This window comes from Stenotrophomonas sp. 22LJNL06-5-1, assembly GCF_056861455.1.
Genome location: NZ_JBSPUE010000012.1, coordinates 1 through 19,371 on the forward strand (window position 1 = coordinate 1; position 19,371 = coordinate 19,371).

Consider the following 19,371-nt stretch of genomic DNA (forward strand, 5'->3'; position numbering starts at 1 on the left):
ACACCAGCTGCGTCGGCCGTAGACTGCGCGGCCTTGGCAGCCTGATCGACCGTGTTGAGCTGGCCGACATTCACTGCATCGGTCGCTTTCACACCGGTCGCGACGTTGGCAATCTGGCTGCTTGCCTGCCCGTCATGGGCGGCATCGTAGGCGCCCAGGTCTTCGTTCCAGCGGAGGCTGTCACGCGCCAGGCCATCGACGCGATCATTGACCGTGCCGATGTTCTGATCCAATGCGCCCAGTGCATCACCAACGTTGCCGTGCTGGGTCACCTCGCCAATGCTGCCATCGGCATTGATGGCGGCCACACCATAAGACGGCGCGGACACGCTGCCGTCGGCATTCACATTGGCACCGCCGCCCAGGGCATTGGCCACGGACTGGCCCGCGTCCTTGATCCGGCCGGCGACGGTTTCCTGCGGGCCGATACCCGCCAGCTGCGTATTGGCCGCACCGGCTGCCGCCTTCGCCTCGTTGGCAGTGACCTGCGCCGCGTCCGCCGCACGCTGGGCGTTGCCGGCATCGGTAGCCGCCGCCGCGGCAGCACTCGCCGCCGAATCGGCGGTTGCCTGTGCCCGGTTTGCCGCAGACGCCGCCCCATCCGCCGTGCGCTGTGCACCATCTGCCGCGACACCAGCTGCGTCGGCCGTAGACTGCGCGGCCTTGGCAGCCTGATCGACCGTGTTGAGCTGGTCGACGTTCACTGCATCGGTCGCTTTCACACCGGCCGCGACATTGGCGATCTGGCTGCTTGCCTGCCCATCATGGGCGGCATCGTAGGCGCCCAGGTCTTCGTTCCAGCGAAAGCTGTCGCGCGCCAGGCCGTCGACGCGGTCATTGACCGTGCCGATGTTCTGATCCAATGCGTTCAGCGTGTCGCCAACGTTGCCGTGCTGGGTCACCTCGCCGGTGCTGCCATCGGCATTGATGGCAGCCACTCCATAGGATGGCGCAGACACGGTGCCGTCGGCGTTGGCGCTGGCGCCGCCGCCCAGGGCATTGGCCACGGACTGGCCCGCGTCCTTGATCCGGCCGGCGACGGTTTCCTGCGGGCCGATACCCGCCAGCTGTGTGCTGGCCGCACCGGCTACCGCTCTGGCTTCATTGGCGGTGACCTGCGCGGCGTCCGCCGCGCGCTGGGCAGTGGACGCCGCCGTGGTTGCACCGTCAGCCGTGCGCTGCGCATTGCCAGCATCCGCAGCCGCCGCCGCAGCAGCATTCACCGCCGAATCAGCGGTTGCCTGTGCCTGGTTGGCTGCAGACGCCGCCCCGTCGGCCGTGCGCTGTGCACCATCTGCCGCGACACCGGCTGCGTCGGCCGTAGACTGCGCGGCCTGGGCCGCCGACTGCGCCACCTTGGCAGCCTGATCGACCGTGTTGAGCTGGCCGACATTGACTGCATCGGTCGTCTTCACGCCGGCCGCGACATTGGCGATCTGGCTGCTTGCCTGCCCATCATGGGCGGCATCGTAGGCGCCCAGGTCTTCGTTCCAGCGGAGGCTGTCACGCGCCAGGCCATCGACGCGATCATTGACCGTGCCGATGTTCTGATCCAATGCGCCCAGTGCATCACCAACGTTGCCGTGCTGGGTCACCTCGCCAATGCTGCCATCGGCATTGATGGCGGCCACACCATAAGACGGCGCGGACACGCTGCCGTCGGCATTCACATTGGCACCGCCGCCCAGGGCATTGGCCACGGACTGGCCCGCGTCCTTGATCCGGCCGGCGACGGTTTCCTGCGGGCCGATACCCGCCAACTGCGCACTGACCGAACCGGCTGTTGCCTTGGCCTCGTCGGCGGTGACCTGCGCGGCATCTGCCGCGCGCTGGGCAGTGGACGCCGCCGACCCTGCGTCAAGCGCGGTGCGCTCCACCTCCCGCAACTGACCCACGTTCACGGCGTCCTGCGTGCCGGTTCCTGCAGCAACATTGACGATTCGATTGGCTCCGGGGGTAGCGCCTTTCTGGGCAGAGTACGTACCTTCCGTCTCATGCCAGAGCAGTGCATTGTCGAGCAGCACGCCTAGTGCGCCGTTTATCTTGACCATCTCCCCATCCAACGCGTCAATGGCGCCGAGCAGCGAGGTCGGTTGCGCCACCGGGACGGTGACGTCACCGGATTGTTGACCGAGGCTCTTGAGCGTCAGCTGCGGCAGAGAAAGCCTGCCATTACCATCCACTTGCGTATCTGGACCGATTGCCGCCGCCACCGTTGCGCCGTCAATGCCCTTGGGCAGTTTGTTCAGGCGATCCTCCAGCTCGGCGCCCTTGGCAGCCAGCGCGACGTCCTTTTGACCCAACTTATTGATTTCCTGATACGCGGCAAACAGCTGCGAGCCATTGACGGCGTCGTAGCTGGTCGCATCAAGCACGCCCGGAGCGACATTGATGAGCTGTCGCGACACAGCTGCGCTACCAACGCTGACGACGCCATTCACATTGGCTTCTGCAAGGCCCGGGGGCAGGAAGTTGTAGCGTGTGCCATTGAGGTCCGTCGGCGAAACAACGCGATGCGGAGCAGTCCGCGCAGCCGTACCGAGCGCAACGCCGTTGAAGTGTTCGGCCACCGCCCCGACGCCGATCGCGACCGCGTCGGCGGCGTTACCCCGTGAATCCTTGCCGATGGCAACTGCATTGCTCATCTCGGCACTGACCAGTGCGCCGCTTCCCATTGCCAGCGAATCCAGTCCATTCGCCTGAGCACTCGCACCGATCGCCACGGCTCGGTTGGCAGTGTTGCCGGTTCTCGCGCCATACCCGACCGCCGTGGACTGCTCGGCCCGTGCGATCGTGTCACGACCAATTGCGGTGGTGCTGTGCCCGTTTGCTTGAGCAAAACGTCCGACTGCGGTGGCGGAATGAGCTTGGGCAGTGGCGCTTCGGCCCACTGCGGTCGAGCGCGCGCCTAGCGCTTTCGTGCCAATCCCCAAAGCCAGTGCCTCCGTGTGCTCGGCGGCCGAGTTGTTGCCAATCGCCAAGGCGTTGCCGACAGAGCCGGTTTCCGCGTCCACCTTCTGAGTGGAGTCCGCTTTGGCAGCTTCACCAATTGCCCAATCGGTAGCGTTCGCTGCCGTAGAATTCCAACCAAATGCAAGGTTTTTGACGTCGATCCTGGCAAGACCAGTTGGGTTCAGGCTGACTTTTCCATTGACCCATAGATCCCCACCCAGGCCGAGTGATGTTGCTCCCACGCCTTCCACTGTAGACGGACGATAGAACAGCACTCCGTTGGGTGAATTCGGAATGGCACTGCATTTGGGATCCTTGTCCTTGAAATTGATGTTGTTGTTCAGCTGCTCCGCCTGGGTCCGCGTGATGGGATCCCATCCCGGTTCGTTGATGCTCACGCATTCGCCATCGGAACCCGAATTGATATGGATGCCATTACCTGCCAGCACCTCGATCGGCAGCCCCATCAGTGCGGCGAGCACCGCAGCGCCGAGCAGGCTTCGGTTGATCGGCCCTGTGGAAAGCGTGACACCACGGCTGGTACCCGAACCATGGCGCGATGCCAGCTCGGACGCTACAACCAGCCTGCCCAGCGCCTTGCTCCAGACTTTGCTGAAAATTCTGTTCATGTTATGGACCCTTATCTATCGAAACGTTGACCGGGCACGCGCGGCCTGGCGAAATCGGGACGCGCACCCGCCCAGCCGCGCCGCTCGGCGCGGCATCGGGACAGGAACGCTTCAAGAGGATCGGACTGGAGCCTTGGCGGACCGTCCGGGTGCAGCCGGGATCAGTCCGGCGGCGGAACCGGACAATCCTGCCCGCCGAGCAACAACAGTCGCCCGCTGGGGCGAGAAGACATTGCTTTCATCTGTCAGTCCGTGTGAATGAGACAAAAGGCACATATCAAGTGCCATGGAGCGAAATGCTAGGAACCGCAGGCCAGCGCGACATCTAGGGCCCGCTCATTCGTTCTCATTCCATCTCATTCGAAATTTTTCCCAGACTTTTCAATGTGTTGCTAGCGAATCGGGCAGCACAAAGAACATCAGGAAGCGGCGCCTCGCCGCTGCTGCCGCCATTCACTGCGGGCCCGGCTGCGCTCTACATGAGCGCGCAGCGCCGCACCCAGGGGACTGTTCACCCCGAGTCCATCACAAACGTCGGCCCAGTAGCCCAACTCCGCCCAGCGGACATAGCGGACATAGATCGGACGCCACGGCCCGGCCTCTTCGGGGATGCTGGCCCAGGGGGCATTTCCCCTTGCAACCCAAAGTACGGCCTCGATGAATTGCCGATAGGCATCATCCCGGCGGTGGACGCGTGCGCGCAGCGGGAGGGCCAGGTGACGTTTGACCTCGCTCCATTGCAGTTCGCTCATGCGGCTGCTGGCAAGCGGATGTGGCTTCATGGTTATGGACAGGTAGGAAGGGCCGCGGCGACCCCATGGTCGACGGCGCGCGTGCACGCTGCACGCTGCACGGCGCGTCACCCTAGGTGAAGATCGCGGCAAGGCTCAATTACGCCCGTCTCATTCATTCTCAATTTCGCCGGTGCGCCGGTCTGTACACCGGCACAGGTCAGCCGGCCATGCCCGATCTGCACGAACAGCAGGTCCGGAAGGCTTGAATCGAGCCTTGGCCTCGCCGTTGCGAGCGGACGCTCCAGTTGAACAGGACGCGGTACTTCCCCTATGTTGCAGCCCAACAGGGCATTGGATCGCCCTGCTTCCAGCGCAGCCGGACGTCGGGTAGCTCACCGCCGTGCTGGCCGCGCCCATTCGCGCCACAACCGCCATGGGATTGGATCCCATGATTGTGAGAACCCTTGAAGCACACCGCACTGATCGCCCTTACCCTCGGCCTGCTCGCGCCGCTGGCCGCCCATGCCGCGCAGGATCTCCCAACGCTCTACCAGGCCTTTGAAGAGGCCGGCAATTCGACGTTGAGCATGGACCAACTCAACCAGACGGTGACATTCACTGCCGTGGCACTGAGCGTTTCCAGCAACCTGGCGGGCGAGCCGCTGATCGAGGCCGGTGACGACCAGGACAATGTCCTGGCCCGGCTGACCACCGACGACGAACAGCAGGCCGCCAAGCTCGGCGCACTGGAAGAAGGTGCCGTGTTCACCGCCAGCTGCACGCTGCAGTTCAGCTCCGGCTCGGACTACCTGTCCTTCGGCGATTGCAGCCTGAAGTAACGACGAAGCCGGCGAAACGCCGGCTTCTCTTCTTTGCCGCTGCGGAGTCGAGCCATGCTCGACTCATGCAAGGTCACGGCCCCGTAGGCACCGGACCATAAATGTTCTCCTGCGGCGTGCCCGGCAGCAGCGCGAAGATCAGGATCACGATGCCCCCACCCGGCACCAATGCCAGCAGGTACAGCCAGCCCGACTGGTTGCAGTCATGCAGGCGGCGCACGGTCACGGCGATCAGTGGCACGATCGTGGCCAGCCACATCACACACAGCAGCACCACCATGCCGATCAGGATGCCAGCCAGTGCATCGGCACTGTTGCGCAGGAGGATCGCCAGCACACCGGCCAGCAGTGTCACCGCGGTTGCGACCAGGAACAGGAACAGCTGGTACATCCAGTATTCGCGGCGGTTGGCGCGACCCTCGAACTGGGCATAGCGCTTCAACGGCAGAATCATTTCCTGCACAGCATCGATCCTTGAAAATGTGGCCGCGCAGTGTGCCAAATGCAGGCGCGCAGGACAATGTGGCGACGAACCATGCTCGAATGCCTTACCGGGGGCCTCTTCAAGCGATCCTTTTGTTCCTCACGGGGCATTTGCGTCAACGCCATTTGACCAGCTCAGCAACATCACTACGCTAGGTAAATGAAGAGCATCTTTATCGCGTTACTCCTGACGTCCACACCGCCCTCAGCAGAACCCGGACACATAGAGCCCGGCTACATAATGGGCAGCCTCAAGGCAAACCCGTCTCCGATGCCTGCCGCGCTCAAAGCAATGGATGCGAAATGGGAAATGGACTACAAAACGCTGCGCCGTTTCCTGTTAAAGGCTGGATGGGTCGCCACGCCACGCGAGTATTCTCACCCTACCGTCTACGGATTTCCCGAGGTCAATTGTGGCCAAGGTTGGCAGGCGGTCTGCTCGTCCGGCTTTCACAAAGGCAAGCAGGAAGTCTTTCTCTGGCTTCATCCAACAGGCACCAACCTGATCCTAATCGGCGCAGATTGACGTATCCGCCACATGCACGGGTCAGCGACCCTTCGCGGCCCTTGCCGCCTCACGCTCCGCGCGCAGCCGATCCAGCTTTTCCTTCAGCTTGATTTCCAGCCCGCGCGGCACCGGGTTGTAATACACCCGCTCACCCATCGCATCCGGGAAACCGGTCTGGTCCAGCGCGATGCCGCCTTCTGCATCATGGTCGTACTGGTACTCGGCGCCGTAGCCGAGTTCCTTCATCAGCTTGGTCGGCGCATTGCGCAGGTGCAGCGGCACCTCTTCGGTACCGCTCTCGCGCACGTCGGCCTTGGCCTGGTTGAAGGCCGCATAGCCTGCATTCGACTTGGCGGTGCTGGCCAGATACAGCACCAGCTGAGCGAACGCGAGTTCGCCTTCCGGGCTGCCCAGCCGCTCGTAGATATCCCAGGCTTCCAGCGCCATGCTCTGCGCGCGCGGATCGGCCAGGCCGATATCCTCGATGGCCATGCGGGTCAGCCGGCGCGCCAAATACGACGGATCGCAACCGCCATCCAGCATGCGGGTCAGCCAGTACAGCGCGGCATCCGGGTTGGAACTGCGTACCGACTTGTGCAGCGCCGAGATCTGGTCGTAGAACTGTTCGCCGCCCTTGTCGAAGCGACGGGTACGGTCGGCCAGCACCTGGGTCAGGGTCTGCGGGGTGATGCGACCACCCTCCCCGCCCGCCAATTCGGCGGCGATCTCCAACAGGGTCAGCGCACGGCGCACGTCACCATCGGCGGCGGTGGCGATTTCCAGCAGCAGTTCGGGAGCGACCTCGATGCCCTCCTCGCCCAGGCCGCGCTCGCGATCACCCAGCGCACGCTCCAGCGCCTCGACGATGTCGGTCGGCGAAACGCCTTCCAGCACATGCACGCGGCAACGTGACAGCAGCGCCGAGTTCAGTTCGAAGGACGGGTTTTCGGTGGTGGCACCGACGAACAGGATGGTGCCACGCTCGATGTGTGGCAGGAACGCATCCTGCTGCGCCTTGTTGAAGCGGTGCACCTCATCCACGAACAGCACGGTGCGCCGGCCTTCGGCGAAGCGCTGCGCGGCTTCGGCCAGCACCTGGCGCACCTCCGGCAGGCCGGACAGCACGGCCGAGATGGCACGGAATTCGGCGTCGGAATATTCGGCCAGCAGCAGCGCCAGCGTGGTCTTGCCGCAGCCCGGCGGCCCCCACAGGATCATCGAGTGCACACGACCGGATTCGACCGCGCGGCGCAGTGCGCTGTCGGGCGCCAGCAGGCGCTTCTGCCCGACCATTTCGTCGAGGGTGCGGGGGCGCATGCGCTCGGCCAGCGGGCGCATGTGTTCCCGATCAACGCTGAGCAGATCGGGGCCGGGGAATGAAGTGGAGCGATGTCTTGGCACGCGGTCATTGTACCGCGACGCCCAACGGTATCGCCGGACGAGCTCTGGTAGTGCCGGCCGCTGGCCGGCAGCCCCGCAATGTGTCGGAAATGAGCCGGAGCCGGCGCCACCCATACATCGGTAAGCCACTGATTCACATAGAGCGTTCTTTCCCGGGGTCCGTGCATCCACATCAGTAACCGAGAATTTGAAACTCAACCCTTCAGGACCCACACATGCGCGATCCTGATTCCAATGCTCTGGAGTTCGTTGCCGGCTGCGCTGTCAATGCGGACATCTACTATCTGGCTGCAGCTCTCGGCCCCGGGCATGAATACTACGACCCGGATCCCGGCCCACCCAGCCGGATGTTCGTCTTTGGCCGTGTACCCCAGGAAGGATGGTTCCATCATGACCTGCTGGACTTCCAGGTCATGTCCACACTATTCATCCCACCAGAAGACAGCGGTGGCACACAGCGCTTACTCGCGCTGGACTATTGGGGACAGCTGGAATGCTACGGCCGCGCTGGCGCCACGATTGAGCGCGTGAATGCGGATACGGGCGGCCTCACCCGCATTCGGCAGCTGGGTGAAGATCTATTCTGCTGCGGTGTGCACGGAATGATCTATCACCGCAACGAAGCTGGGTGGACTCAACTTCCCACACACTTCCCCGCACCCGAGCGCAGGAGTCTCGAGGACGATCTTGATTCGATGGACTTCGAAACGTGGCTTTTGTATTGCGGCCACATATATGAACTTGACGCCGCTGCCCCACTACCCACTGACCCGACGAAGCGTGAGGCCGAGCTGCGCCGGGAGTTCGACGAAACGCGCGGCCAGATTGCTGAGGGCCGCAAAGACCCTGAGTACAGGGAGTGGCTCGCCAGTGTTGACGTGCCCAGTGTGAACGACCTCTGCGGAACCGGTCCAGCAGACCTCTACGCAATCGGCTCTGATGGCCTGATTGCGCACTGGAATGGCTTGAACTGGACGCTGCCCGAACAAGTCACCACTGCGGAGCTGTTTCACGCCTGCAGAACCGACCAAGGTCGCCTCGTCTTTGTCGGCAAGGAAGGCACCATCATTACGGGCGACATTTCCACTGGATTCGAGCACCTACGCCACGACGCAAGCGAGGACATCAACTTCAATTCGGCCTGCCAACATGGGCAACAGATCTTCATCGGCACTGAATATGGAGGCCTGTACGTCTATAGCCTCGAAACCGGCGTAGTTGAACCCCTGCTGGAAGGCATCCCCGACGAGCTGAGAGAAGCGACGATCGTCGACATCAGTTCCGTGGATGGCGTGCTGTGGGTGCTGACACCCTGGGACCTGACGCGATTTGATGGCACCGAGTGGCAGGTGATCGTTCATCCGGACAACGGATGAACCAACCGAAAGCGTGCCAACCAAGGTTGGCACCTACCAGAGCGGGCCAGGTTGGATCGCGGTAGCGCCGGGCCCTGCCCGGCAGATCAGGCCGCAGGGTTCGGTAGTGCCGGCCGCTGGCCGGCAGATCAAGAGAGTGTCAACCAAAGTTGACCTCCACCAAGGCGGTGCCGGTTGACACCCACCAGAGCAGGTAGCGCCGGGCCATGCCCGGCGACCCGTATCAATTACCGATGACGTCGGTGCCCTTCGGCGGGGTGAAGCTGAAGGTGCCGGCGGCAAAGCCCGGGTTGCGCTTCCAGCCACTGAAGGTGATCACGGTACGCTGGCCGACGGCATCCGTGATTTCCATCTTCGCCAGGCCCTGGGCATTGAAGCCCAGCGCGGCGTACTGGAAGCTGGCTTCGGTATCGCGCTTCGGCGACAGCGACAGCCACTGCAGGCCATCCCGCTGGGCGGCTTCTTCGCTGAGGTCGTACTGCTGCTCCAGCAGCGCCGGGTTGATCAGCGCGGTCAGCGGGCTGTTCTGCTCTTCCTTGCCCTGCTCGCGCACAGTGGCCTGTTCCAGGTCCGGCTCGTACATCCAGACCTTCTTGCCGTCGGCCACGATCAGCTGTTCGTGCGGGCGCACGTATTCCCAGCGGAACAGGCGCGGCGCCGACAGCGCCACACGGCCGCTGGTCGATTCCTTCACCTTGCCGCGGCTGTCGAACACCTGCTGGTTGAACTGACCATCCAGGCCCTTCAGGCCACTGGTGAAGGTCTTCAGGTCATCGCGGGCGCCAGCCCAGGCGCTGCCGGCGGCGGCGCAGGCCACGGCCAGGGTGGTGGTGGCAAGGAAACGGCGGAAGCGGAAGTTCATGCGGGAATCCTGTGGGCGCGGGCGCCAGGAAAGGTGGTTGCCAGTGTGCCCGGGGAAAGATGAATGGGCGATCAGGGCGACATTATGCCGCCCCGAACGTCCATCGGCGATTCAGCCGCCGGATGCCGGCAGCTTGCCGTACAGCACCTGGCCACGGAAGCCGCGCCGCACTTCGCGATACAGCGCGCGGAACGCCGGATAGTCCTGCGGCTGGCACAACGCCTCTGGCCCACGCACCGCGTTCTGCTGCAAGCGGTGGTGCACGATCACGTCCTGGCCCTCGCGACTCCAGTCGACCCGGTACTCACCCGCGGCGTTGCTGAAACGCTGGCTGGCCGGGATGGCGATGATCGGTGCATTGGCCGGGAACTGCAGGCGATAGGTTTCCTCGCGCAGGCTGGCATTGCAGTAGAACGGCGTCTCGTTGGCCGGCGCCGAGGCGGTGGCGTACAGGCCGCGCACCGATTCGCCACCCGGCGGGTCCGGCACGGCCATGCCGCCGGCCACGCTGAAGTCGGCGTAGTCCTCGGCCTGGAACGCCATGCGATAGCCGAACGGCCGGGTCAGGTCGACCGGCACGCCCTGGATCTGCAGCTGCCCTCGCCCGTCGAAACCGGAGGCGGCCATGATCTGCTCTTCAGCGCGCGCACGGTTCTGCGCGTTGAGCTGGGAGAACTGGGCGCGCATGCCGATCTCGGCGTTCTCGCCCAGCTTCGGAATCGTCTCGCCGCGCAGGTTGCCATTGGCGTCGAAGGTGAAACGCACCTCCATCGAAGTGGCATTGCGCTCCGGCGTGTTGGCCGGGGTGCGTGCCAGCGTGGCGTCGCGGGTACGCATCACCGGCGCACCCAGATCACCTTCCGGCAGCTGCCCGAAGCGGGCCCACGCGGTGGTTGAATCCAGGTACAGATCGAATTCGGGGATGTAGGTGATGGCGTGGTTGAAGCGGCCCAGCACCGGAATCTTCGGCAGCGTGGGGCCACCGCCGGCACCGATCAGCACCGGCGAGCTGGCGATGCCCTTGGCTGCCAGCAGCGCCTCGAGGATCGTCACGTGGTCCTTGCAGTCACCATAGTGGTTGTCGAGGATGCTCTGCGCGCTGTTCGGCTCAAGGCCGCCGTTGCCCAGGTACACCGCCACATAGCGGATGTTCTGCGCCACCCAGCGGTACAGCGCATCGGCCTGCTCGCGGCGGTCGCTGATGCCGGCGGTGACCTGGTCGGCCAGCGCCTGCAGTTCCGGCGTGACCTGCGCGGCCGGGCCGGCCTTGAGCTGGTAGGCGCGACCCATCTGCGACCAGTCACGATAGGTGCTCGCCATGATGTTCGGGCCAAACTCCCAGCCCGCCGCCGACCAGTTCTGTGCTGGCATGGCTTCGCGCCGCTGGTAGCGCCAGCGCCACTGTGCCTGTCCGTTCTTCACCGTCGGCCGGTCGCTGCCCTGCACGCCGCGACTGTCGACGAACATCGGCAGATTGGCCGGCGCACTCAGGGTGACCTCGGCGTCCTCGTACTCGGTGAAGACGTTGAAGGTTTCCCACAGGCCGAAGTAACCCGGGAAGTACGGCGTAGCCTGCGTGCGGCGCACCTGGTAGTACAGGCGCGTGCCCGGGGCCAGGTTCGGGAACACGATCACCCGCACCTTGCGGTCGGCATACATCGCCGCCGAGGCGCTGGAGTAGCTCTCCTGGGTGTAGATGCGGTCGGCCGGCACGTCGCGGCGCTGGCCATCGGCGGTGATGGTGTAGGCGCCAAGCACCTCCAGCGTCTCCATCTTCTCGCTGTAGCTCAGCCGCACCTGGCTGAACTGCTCGACGGAGGCCTTGGTCTTGAGCAGGACTTCGTAGGTTTCGGTCTGCACATTGCCCGCATCCGGCCGCACCTGGTAGTCGGCGCGGTAACGGACAATGCTGAAATTATTGCTGGCTTCGGTATCGCCGCTGGTGGAAGGCGGCGCCGTGGCGGGCGCGGAGGTGGCGGTGTCTGCCAGTGCCGGGCCGGCAGCCATCAGGGCTGCCAGCGCCAGTGCCAGCGCGCTTGGTACGGGGTGAAGCATGCGTCGGTTCCTTGGACGTCGTGGGGGATACGTCGGGTCTTACTTCGGCGGCGGCGGTGCCAGCACCGTCCGGTCGCCGTTGTGCTCGGGCGGACTGACCACGCCGGCCGCTTCCATGGCCTCGATCAGTCGCGCTGCACGGTTGTAGCCGATCTTCAGCCGGCGCTGCACGCCGGAAATCGATGCACGGCGGGTCTCGGTGACCACCCGCATCGCTTCGTCATACAAGGGGTCGGACTCATCGCCGGCAGAGCTGTTCTCGGGCAGGCCGGTGGCACCGACGACCACGCCGTCGCCCATCGTCTGCACTTCGTCCAGCACGCCGTCGACATAGTCGGCCGGGCCCATCGCCTTGAGGTGCTCGACCACGCGATGCACTTCCTCGTCGGAGACGAAGGCGCCGTGCACGCGCTCGGGCATGGCGGTGCCCGGCGGCAGGTACAGCATGTCGCCGTGGCCCAGCAGGGTTTCCGCGCCCGACTGGTCGAGGATGGTGCGCGAGTCGATCTTGGAGCTGACCTGGAAGGCGATGCGGGTCGGGATGTTGGCCTTGATCAGGCCGGTGATCACGTCCACCGACGGGCGCTGCGTGGCCAGGATCAGGTGGATGCCGGCCGCACGCGCCTTCTGTGCCAGGCGCGCGATCAGCTCTTCCACCTTCTTGCCGACGATCATCATCATGTCGGCGAATTCGTCGATGAAGATGACGATGAACGGCAGCGTCTCCAGCGGGCGCGGTGCCTCGCCCAGCTCCGGGTTCGGCTTGAACAGCGGGTCCATCAGCGGCTGGCCGGCGTCCTGGGCTTCCTTCACCTTCTTGTTGAAGCCGGCCAGGTTGCGCACGCCCACCGCGCTCATCAGCTTGTAACGGCGCTCCATCTCGGCCACGCACCAGCGCAGGCCGTTGGCGGCCTCCTTCATGTCGGTGACCACCGGCGCCAGCAGGTGCGGGATGCCCTGGTAGACACTCAGTTCGAGCATCTTCGGGTCGATCATCAGCATCCGCAGGTCTTTCGGCGAGGCCTTGAACAGCAGGCTCAGCACCATCGCGTTGACCGCCACCGACTTGCCCGAACCGGTGGTACCGGCCACCAGCAGGTGCGGCATGCGCGCCAGATCGGCCACGGTCGAGCGCCCGGCGATGTCCTTGCCCAGCGCCAGGGTCAGCACGCTGGCCGACTTGTCGTATTCCTTCGAGCGCAGCAGCTCGGACAGGTAGATCATCTCACGGGTGACGTTGGGGATTTCCAGGCCGATCACCGACTTGCCCGGAATCACATCCACCACGCGCACCGACTTCACCGACAGGCCGCGCGCGATGTCCTTGTCCAGCGAACTGATCTGGCTGACCTTGATACCCGGCGCGGGCTCGATCTCGAAGCGGGTGATGACCGGGCCCGGGTTGGCGCCGACCACCTGGGCATCGATGCGGAAGTCCTTCAGCTTGAACTCGATCTGCCGCGACAGTGCGTCCAGGGTTTCCTTGTCGTAGCCCACCGGCTGCGGCTTGGGATCGTCCAGCAGGGCGAGCGGCGGCAGGTCCGAACCGTCGCCGTTGACGCCACGGAACATCGGAATCTGCGTGTCGCGCTTGGCCCGGTCACTCTTCTCGATCACCGGTTCCGGGCGCGGCTCGATCTTCACCGGCTCGCGCTTGGCGCGCACCTCGGCATCGGCCTTGCGCACTTCCTGGCGCTCCTCGCGCATCACCCGGGTCTGCTGCCACTCGGTGACTTCTTCCTTCTTGCGCGCCAGCAACGGCGCCAGCGACATCACGCCGCGGCCGATCTTCTCCATCACCGTGAACCAGGACAGCCCGGTGGCCAGGGTGATCGAGGCCAGCAGCAGCACCAGCACGAACAGGTTCGCTCCCAGCGCGCCGAAGCCCACCGTGAGCGAATTGCCCACCAGCTTGCCGAGGATGCCGCCGGCACTGGAGACATCGCCACTGAACAGCCGCACATGCAGGAAGCCGGTGCCGGCGATCAGGAAGCCGACCAGGCCAACCAGGCGCAGCGCCGGGTCCAGGTCGTTCTCGCCCTTGCTCTCGCGCTTGAGGCCGAACATGGCGATCCACGCCAGCGCGCCCAGCACCACCGGCAGCAGGAAGGCGATGTAGCCGAACAGCTGCAGCAGCACGTCGGCGATCCAGGCGCCGGCGCGGCCACCGAGGTTGTGCACCGGCGCGACCACGCTGCCGGTATGCGACCAGCCCGGGTCCGTCGCTGAATAGGTGAAAAGACTGGCCGCCAGGTACAGCAGGGCCGGCGCGATGGCGATCAGACCCAGATCGCGCCAGAGACGCTGGCGGCGTGGATTGTCGGTCGTCGCCGCCGCGGCCGTGCGACGTGACGCCTTGCTGTCGTCGGACTTGGAGCGTTCGGGGACCTGCTTCGCCACCTTAGACCATACCTTTGGAATGCGCTGTTAGTGATTGATAATAAATGAGACGGCGTCAGTTTTCAGTTATGCGACATCCGACAGGGCATTCAGAGCGCCGGAACCACCGCTGGATGACGGCGTTCTGTTCATCGGCTTGAATCGCCCTGCCCCAGCCGCCACTCTATGACCAGCCACGGATGCTGCGCAAATATCGCCAGCGCCTTGTCCCATCTACCTTTTCGCGAGTTTACATGAGCACCAGCCTGCCCTCCCGCCACCAGCGCCTCGTCATCCTCGGTTCCGGCCCGGCCGGTTGGACCGCCGCCGTCTACGCCGCCCGCGCCAACCTGAAGCCGGTCGTCATCACCGGCCTGCAGCAGGGCGGCCAGCTGATGACCACCACCGAGGTGGACAACTGGCCGGGTGACGCCCACGGCCTGATGGGCCCGGACCTGATGGCGCGCATGCAGGCCCATGCCGAGCGCTTCGAGACCGAGGTCATCTTCGACCACATCCACACCGCCGACCTGTCGCAGCGCCCGTTCAAGCTGATCGGCGACAGCCACGAGTACACCTGCGATGCGCTGATCATTTCCACCGGCGCCACCGCCAAGTACCTGGGCATCCCGACCGAAGACGAGTTCAAGGGCCGCGGCGTGTCCGCCTGTGCCACCTGTGACGGCTTCTTCTACCGCGACCAGGACGTGGTCGTGGTCGGTGGCGGCAACACCGCCGTGGAAGAGGCCCTGTACCTGTCCAACATCGCCCGCAAGGTCTACCTGGTCCACCGCCGCGACACGCTGAAGGCGGAGAAGATCATGCAGGACAAGCTGTTCAAGAAGGTGGCCGAAGGCAAGATCGAGACCGTCTGGCACCACCAGGTGGAGGAAGTGCTGGGCAATGACGCTGGCGTGACCGGCGTGCGCGTGAAGTCCACCCTGGACGGCAGCACCCGCGACATCGACGCCCACGGCTTCTTCGTGGCCATCGGCCACCACCCGAACACCACCCTGTTCGACGGCCAGCTGGCGATGAACAACGGCTACCTGGAAATCCGTTCGGGCCTGGGCGGCAATGCCACCCAGACCTCGGTGGAAGGCGTGTTCGCCGCCGGCGACGTGGCCGACCAGCACTACCGCCAGGCGATCACTTCGGCCGGCTTCGGCTGCATGGCCGCACTGGACGCCGAGCGCTACCTGGACGCGCAGGGCAAGGCCAGCTGAGAGGCTGACCCGCTCCTGTAGCGTCGAGCCACGCTCGACTCCGGATGAAAGGCCGACGCCAGTGCGTCGGCCTTTCCGTTTCATCTGCCCTATCCTTCCCTCATGCCCTCCCCCCGCTTCCTCGACTCCCTGCAGTCCATTGCCGCAACCGACTGGGACGCCCTGCACGACGGCCGCAACCCCTTCGTCAGTCATGCCTTCCTTTCCGGGCTTGAACAGCACGGTTGCCTGCGCGAGGACTGGGGCTGGCAGCCCCGGCATTTCACGCTGTGGGAGGGCGGCACTCTGGTCGGCGCCATTCCGGGCTACCTGAAGACCAATTCGCACGGCGAGTTCGTGTTCGACCATGCCTGGGCCAACGCGTATGCCCGTCATGGCCGCGACTACTACCCGAAGTGGCTGGGTGCGGTGCCGTACTCGCCGGTCACCGGCCCGCGGTTGCTGGCCCGTCACGATTCAGAGCGCGCCGCATTGCTGTCGGCATTGCGCGAGGCGCTGCCGGCACTGGACGTGTCCTCGGCCCATATCAACTTCCACACCGCAGTGGACGAGGCGCTGTTCGGCGATGACTGGCTGCTGCGCGAAGACGTGCAGTTCCAGTGGCAGAACCCGGGTGACTGGGCGACGTTCGACCAGTTCCTCGGCGCGATGGACCACAAGCACCGCAAGAACATCCGCCAGGAACGCGCCAAGGTCACCCGCCAGGGCATCACCTTCCGCGTGGTACATGGCGACGAGGCCAGCCGCGCCGACCTGCAGGCGATGTACCGCTTCTATCTGCAGACCTTCCTCGAATACGGCAACGCCCCGGCGCTGACCGAGGCCTTCCTGCGCCATCTGGCTATTTCATTGGGCCGCGGGCTGGTGCTGTTCCTGGCCGAACAGGACGGCGAGCCGATTGCCGGCGCGCTGTGCCTGCGCGGTGGCGACACGCTGTACGGCCGCTACTGGGGCGGCGCCACCCTGCCCGGCCTGCATTTCGAGGCCTGCTATTACCAGGGCATCGAATACTGCCTGCGCGAAGGGCTGGCCCGTTTCGAACCCGGCGCACAGGGCGAGCACAAGCTGGCGCGGGGCTTCCTGCCGACGCTGGTGCGCAGCCGGCACTGGGTGGCAGATACGGAGTTCGCCGAGGCGCTGGGGGACTGGTGCAGACAGGAGCGACGCGATGTGCGGCGTTATCAGCAGGAGCTGCAGGGGCATGGGCCGTTCCGCGTAGAGACTCCAGGCGACAATGCCCGCCCGTAACTCAAAGTTGCCGCGCGCCTAAATGATTTTAATGTGGGGCCAGATGGCGCTATCGATGTCGATGAACTCCACACCCTTGAGCCTCTGACCCGCAGCCTGCCGGAACTCCTCAGAGCAAATCAATGTATGACTGCTCCCCGACATGCCCTTGAATCGAAAAATGGGCTCGACAAAGCCCTCTCTGACGACAAGCGTCTTCACCCGATGGATGTTGCCGTACGTCCTGTCACGAACCAGAAGTGACTCAGGCGCCGCAACGTCAAGAACGTCAAGTTCCTTGAAGATCACCGCGTTATAGCTGAACTGCACCAAGTCGACACCGCGCTTCGACCGCACTGTAAGAGGTGACTGATCGACGAATCCTGCACCTGCGTTGCGACTGATCTCCATAAACCGATCACTCGCAAAGTACGCACCTTGACTGGCGCTACAGATGTCAAACCTCCACCGAGGATCCCAGTTCACCGCGATCATTTCAGGCTGAAAGACTGGAGCGTATTCCCCCTCTCTTCTCCTATGCCATAAGGGCCGTTTGCAGCGCTCATTGTCGGCATAGTAGTGATCGCAGAGGTGCGGGTGCCCCTTGTCAACGATAAAGGCTTCCACAAGCCCGGGACAGCCCGGCTCCTTGAGCCGGGACATCACAAAGAATTTCATCAAATAATCTGGGGATTGGATGTGATCCCCAGACTGACGAGCTCATCTCAGCTCTTCAATAGGATTTTTTGCATATCTTTCAGCGACACAGATGACCAAGCCAGCACAACGCGACCCGTAGCCGGGGCCGATTTACCAGCGGACCTGCGCGGCTTCCTGCCCACGCTCGTGCTCAGCCAACACTGGGCGGCCTATGTAGATTTCACTCGTAGCATCGAGCCTGCTCGACTCAATCAGCTGTACTGGCTGTAGTTCTGCCAGCCACCCACATGGTTCGGCGGTTGCCGGAACCGACCCGGAAGCTCGACCAGATCGATCCCCGCCTCCATCAGGGTGGTCGACATTTCAGGACATGCCCGAGGATCGAATACCTGCGATTCAAGGGCGACGGGAAGGCGCTGCGAATCGTGGCGGAAATACAGGGGATCTCCGCGGCACCAACCGGACTCGCCAGGATGAGCAGTGCCGAGAGGGCAGCAGGATCACGCTCATCCAGCATCGCAACCAAGGCTCCATCTGAGCCTCCCGGCATTCGGGCCAATTCAAGCAGCTCTTGCATGACGACAACACAGGTCATGGCGGTCAGCTCAGGGCATGTAAGCCAAGAGGGTGACTGGCGATGCATCCCTCGGGAATGCAACAAATCTCAAAAAACAAGGAAACCTTCCGACCACCGGGACCGTCAGGTGCACTGCCAGAAATGTCCGCTCACCCGGCACTTCGCGCACCAGAATGTGTAGAGCATGCCGCCACTGCCCCATAGCAGCGTGCCTCCATCGGTGGTCGGCAGCGTCGAATCCAGCTGCATCACGAAGGGCATCTCCTCACCGCAATCGATGCACGCCGGATACCAGGCACTCTGCACCCAGCTGGGCGCGCCGCCCACGCGCGACAGGTTCTGCCGATGGTTGGACTGGCCCCAGTCCTGTTGTTGCCAGCGCGCACTGTCCATGGCGGCCAGACCCACCTCGGCCTGCATCAGATCACCGCTGTCGGTCGGCGTGGCCGGCACCTCCCGATGCTGGCTGGGGTGGCAGCTGGGCAGGCCGGCGGCATCGTGGCGATAGAAGCGCACGGGCGGGTCTTCCCAGCCGCAGCAGTCCAGGCACAGGCCCAGCGTGATCTCACCCGCCGCGCCCGGCTGCAGCGCGCCAGCATCGGTCCGCAGCAGGCGCTGCAGCGGTGCATGGCAGCTGCCACACAGCGTTTCCAGCGGTCCTCCCATCTGCCCGGCGTGATGCACCTGCCCACCACTCCAGGTCGGGTGCAGCCGCCAGATGCGCTTGCGCCAGCTCGGTTCGTCCGCCTTCTGCGCGCGATGCTGTTCGCGGCCAAAGCGGATGTGCAGCGACCGCTCCCCATGCAGGCGGCGCGGCAGCGGCCCATCGGCGACGCCAGCCCAATGCGCCCAGACCTCAGCATCCAGCGCGCCCCAGTCAGCGAGGTAGCCGCGGGCAACGGCATAGTTCTCGGGCTGCGCCGCGAGCAGCAGCGCCCTGGCCCGCGCCATCTCGCGATCGTCATCGGCCTCAGCCAGAATCTGCGCCCACTGCGCGGCAATGGCGGAAGGCAGGCCCCGCCATATCTGCGAAGCCAGCTGCAGCTCATCCTCAATGGCGATCGCCAGCAAGGCCTCCCAGTCGTCCTGCAGCACCTGCGGCGCCTGGTAGCTGGTGAATTCGATCACGCTGGCCAGCAGCTCGCCGCGCTCGCCATCACGATAGCGCCGCCAGGCCTCGGCACAGACCGGCGCAACCGCTTCGTCGGGCAGCAGATCCAGCGCCATGTCGAGAAAGGCCGAGCTGGGCGAACGCCGGGCGAGGGCCAGCAGCATCAGCGCACCGAGCTGGACCGGCTGCTCAGTCGCCAGCGCCAGCAGCATGCTCTGGCTGTCGTTACGCGTGCGCGGGGTGTCGTGCACATCGAGGATGGCGGTGATCGCGTCACTCATGTGTGGGCTCCTTGCCGTTGGACGCTGATGGTGCCAGACATCAGCGATCGCCACGACGAATACAATGAGGA

14 protein-coding genes are annotated in these 19,371 nt (G+C 64.5%); 5 read left to right on the forward strand and 9 right to left on the reverse strand.

Features of this window, described 5'->3' with window-relative positions; all coding sequences use genetic code 11:
* Positions 1 to 3,581 (reverse strand): ESPR-type extended signal peptide-containing protein (locus AC13GF_RS20050; protein ID WP_483005768.1); only part of this gene is annotated, 3,581 nt, incomplete at its 3' end.
* A 419-nt stretch (positions 3,582 to 4,000) separates the two neighbouring features.
* Positions 4,001 to 4,333 (reverse strand): transposase, encoded by a 333-nt coding sequence (locus AC13GF_RS20055; RefSeq protein ID WP_483005769.1) that lies wholly within the window; start codon positions 4,331 to 4,333, stop codon positions 4,001 to 4,003.
* A gap of 446 nt (positions 4,334 to 4,779) precedes the next feature.
* On the opposite strand from AC13GF_RS20055, the gene AC13GF_RS20060 reads away from it, so the two are divergent.
* On the forward strand, positions 4,780 to 5,154 hold the full coding sequence (locus AC13GF_RS20060; protein ID WP_483005770.1) for a hypothetical protein: 375 nt from the start codon (positions 4,780 to 4,782) through the stop codon (positions 5,152 to 5,154).
* Positions 5,155 to 5,227: 73 nt separating this feature from the next.
* On the opposite strand, the gene AC13GF_RS20065 is transcribed toward AC13GF_RS20060, so the two are convergent.
* The gene (locus AC13GF_RS20065) at positions 5,228 to 5,617 is read right to left on the reverse strand and encodes a DUF805 domain-containing protein (RefSeq protein ID WP_126928680.1); all 390 of its coding nucleotides are present in this window, start codon (positions 5,615 to 5,617) and stop codon (positions 5,228 to 5,230) included.
* 261 nt (positions 5,618 to 5,878) lie between these two features.
* Here AC13GF_RS20065 and AC13GF_RS20070 point away from each other — a divergent pair, with 261 nt between their 5' ends.
* Positions 5,879 to 6,163, forward strand: coding sequence for a hypothetical protein (locus tag AC13GF_RS20070; RefSeq protein ID WP_483005771.1), 285 nt, complete (start codon positions 5,879 to 5,881; stop codon positions 6,161 to 6,163).
* A 21-nt stretch (positions 6,164 to 6,184) separates the two neighbouring features.
* Here AC13GF_RS20070 and AC13GF_RS20075 read toward each other — a convergent pair whose 3' ends face one another.
* Positions 6,185 to 7,483: a replication-associated recombination protein A gene (locus tag AC13GF_RS20075; protein ID WP_223276803.1), complete on the reverse strand. Its 1,299-nt coding sequence runs from the start codon at positions 7,481 to 7,483 to the stop codon at positions 6,185 to 6,187.
* A 278-nt stretch (positions 7,484 to 7,761) separates the two neighbouring features.
* Here AC13GF_RS20075 and AC13GF_RS20080 point away from each other — a divergent pair, with 278 nt between their 5' ends.
* Entirely contained in the window at positions 7,762 to 8,922 is a 1,161-nt protein-coding gene (locus AC13GF_RS20080; RefSeq protein ID WP_483005772.1) for a hypothetical protein, read from the forward strand.
* A gap of 223 nt (positions 8,923 to 9,145) precedes the next feature.
* Here AC13GF_RS20080 and lolA read toward each other — a convergent pair whose 3' ends face one another.
* The 3 genes from lolA to AC13GF_RS20095 form a co-directional block, all read right to left on the reverse strand.
* The gene (gene lolA / locus AC13GF_RS20085) at positions 9,146 to 9,784 is read right to left on the reverse strand and encodes an outer membrane lipoprotein periplasmic chaperone LolA (protein WP_483005773.1); all 639 of its coding nucleotides are present in this window, start codon (positions 9,782 to 9,784) and stop codon (positions 9,146 to 9,148) included.
* 111 nt (positions 9,785 to 9,895) lie between these two features.
* A complete protein-coding gene (locus AC13GF_RS20090; RefSeq protein WP_483005774.1) occupies positions 9,896 to 11,839 on the reverse strand; it encodes a DUF3857 domain-containing protein in 1,944 nt (647 codons plus the stop codon).
* Between the two features lie 39 nt (positions 11,840 to 11,878).
* Positions 11,879 to 14,239, reverse strand: coding sequence for a DNA translocase FtsK (locus AC13GF_RS20095; protein WP_483005775.1), 2,361 nt, complete (start codon positions 14,237 to 14,239; stop codon positions 11,879 to 11,881).
* Between the two features lie 233 nt (positions 14,240 to 14,472).
* On the opposite strand from AC13GF_RS20095, the gene trxB reads away from it, so the two are divergent.
* Together trxB and AC13GF_RS20105 are read left to right on the forward strand one after the other, a co-directional pair.
* A complete protein-coding gene (gene trxB / locus AC13GF_RS20100; protein ID WP_057501125.1) occupies positions 14,473 to 15,444 on the forward strand; it encodes a thioredoxin-disulfide reductase in 972 nt (323 codons plus the stop codon).
* A gap of 102 nt (positions 15,445 to 15,546) precedes the next feature.
* A complete protein-coding gene (locus AC13GF_RS20105) occupies positions 15,547 to 16,692 on the forward strand; it encodes a GNAT family N-acetyltransferase (protein WP_483005776.1) in 1,146 nt (381 codons plus the stop codon).
* 18 nt (positions 16,693 to 16,710) lie between these two features.
* Here AC13GF_RS20105 and AC13GF_RS20110 read toward each other — a convergent pair whose 3' ends face one another.
* Entirely contained in the window at positions 16,711 to 17,349 is a 639-nt protein-coding gene (locus AC13GF_RS20110; protein ID WP_483005777.1) for a hypothetical protein, read from the reverse strand.
* A gap of 682 nt (positions 17,350 to 18,031) precedes the next feature.
* Positions 18,032 to 19,300, reverse strand: coding sequence for a hypothetical protein (locus AC13GF_RS20115; RefSeq protein WP_483005778.1), 1,269 nt, complete (start codon positions 19,298 to 19,300; stop codon positions 18,032 to 18,034).
* Positions 19,301 to 19,371: the final 71 nt, after the last annotated feature.

Bases quoted from the DNA above. Each gene is read 5' to 3' on its own strand.
- AC13GF_RS20055 (WP_483005769.1), bottom strand. From the start codon at position 4,333: ATGAGCGAACTGCAATGGAGCGAGGTCAAACGTCACCTGGCCCTCCCG.
- AC13GF_RS20070 (WP_483005771.1), top strand. From the start codon at position 5,879: ATGGGCAGCCTCAAGGCAAACCCGTCTCCGATGCCTGCCGCGCTCAAA.
- AC13GF_RS20075 (WP_223276803.1), bottom strand. From the start codon at position 7,483: ATGCGCCCGCTGGCCGAGCGCATGCGCCCCCGCACCCTCGACGAAATG.
- AC13GF_RS20080 (WP_483005772.1), top strand. From the start codon at position 7,762: ATGCGCGATCCTGATTCCAATGCTCTGGAGTTCGTTGCCGGCTGCGCT.
- lolA (WP_483005773.1), bottom strand. From the start codon at position 9,784: ATGAACTTCCGCTTCCGCCGTTTCCTTGCCACCACCACCCTGGCCGTG.
- AC13GF_RS20090 (WP_483005774.1), bottom strand. From the start codon at position 11,839: ATGCTTCACCCCGTACCAAGCGCGCTGGCACTGGCGCTGGCAGCCCTG.
- trxB (WP_057501125.1), top strand. From the start codon at position 14,473: ATGAGCACCAGCCTGCCCTCCCGCCACCAGCGCCTCGTCATCCTCGGT.
- AC13GF_RS20105 (WP_483005776.1), top strand. From the start codon at position 15,547: ATGCCCTCCCCCCGCTTCCTCGACTCCCTGCAGTCCATTGCCGCAACC.
- AC13GF_RS20110 (WP_483005777.1), bottom strand. From the start codon at position 17,349: ATGAAATTCTTTGTGATGTCCCGGCTCAAGGAGCCGGGCTGTCCCGGG.
- AC13GF_RS20115 (WP_483005778.1), bottom strand. From the start codon at position 19,300: ATGAGTGACGCGATCACCGCCATCCTCGATGTGCACGACACCCCGCGC.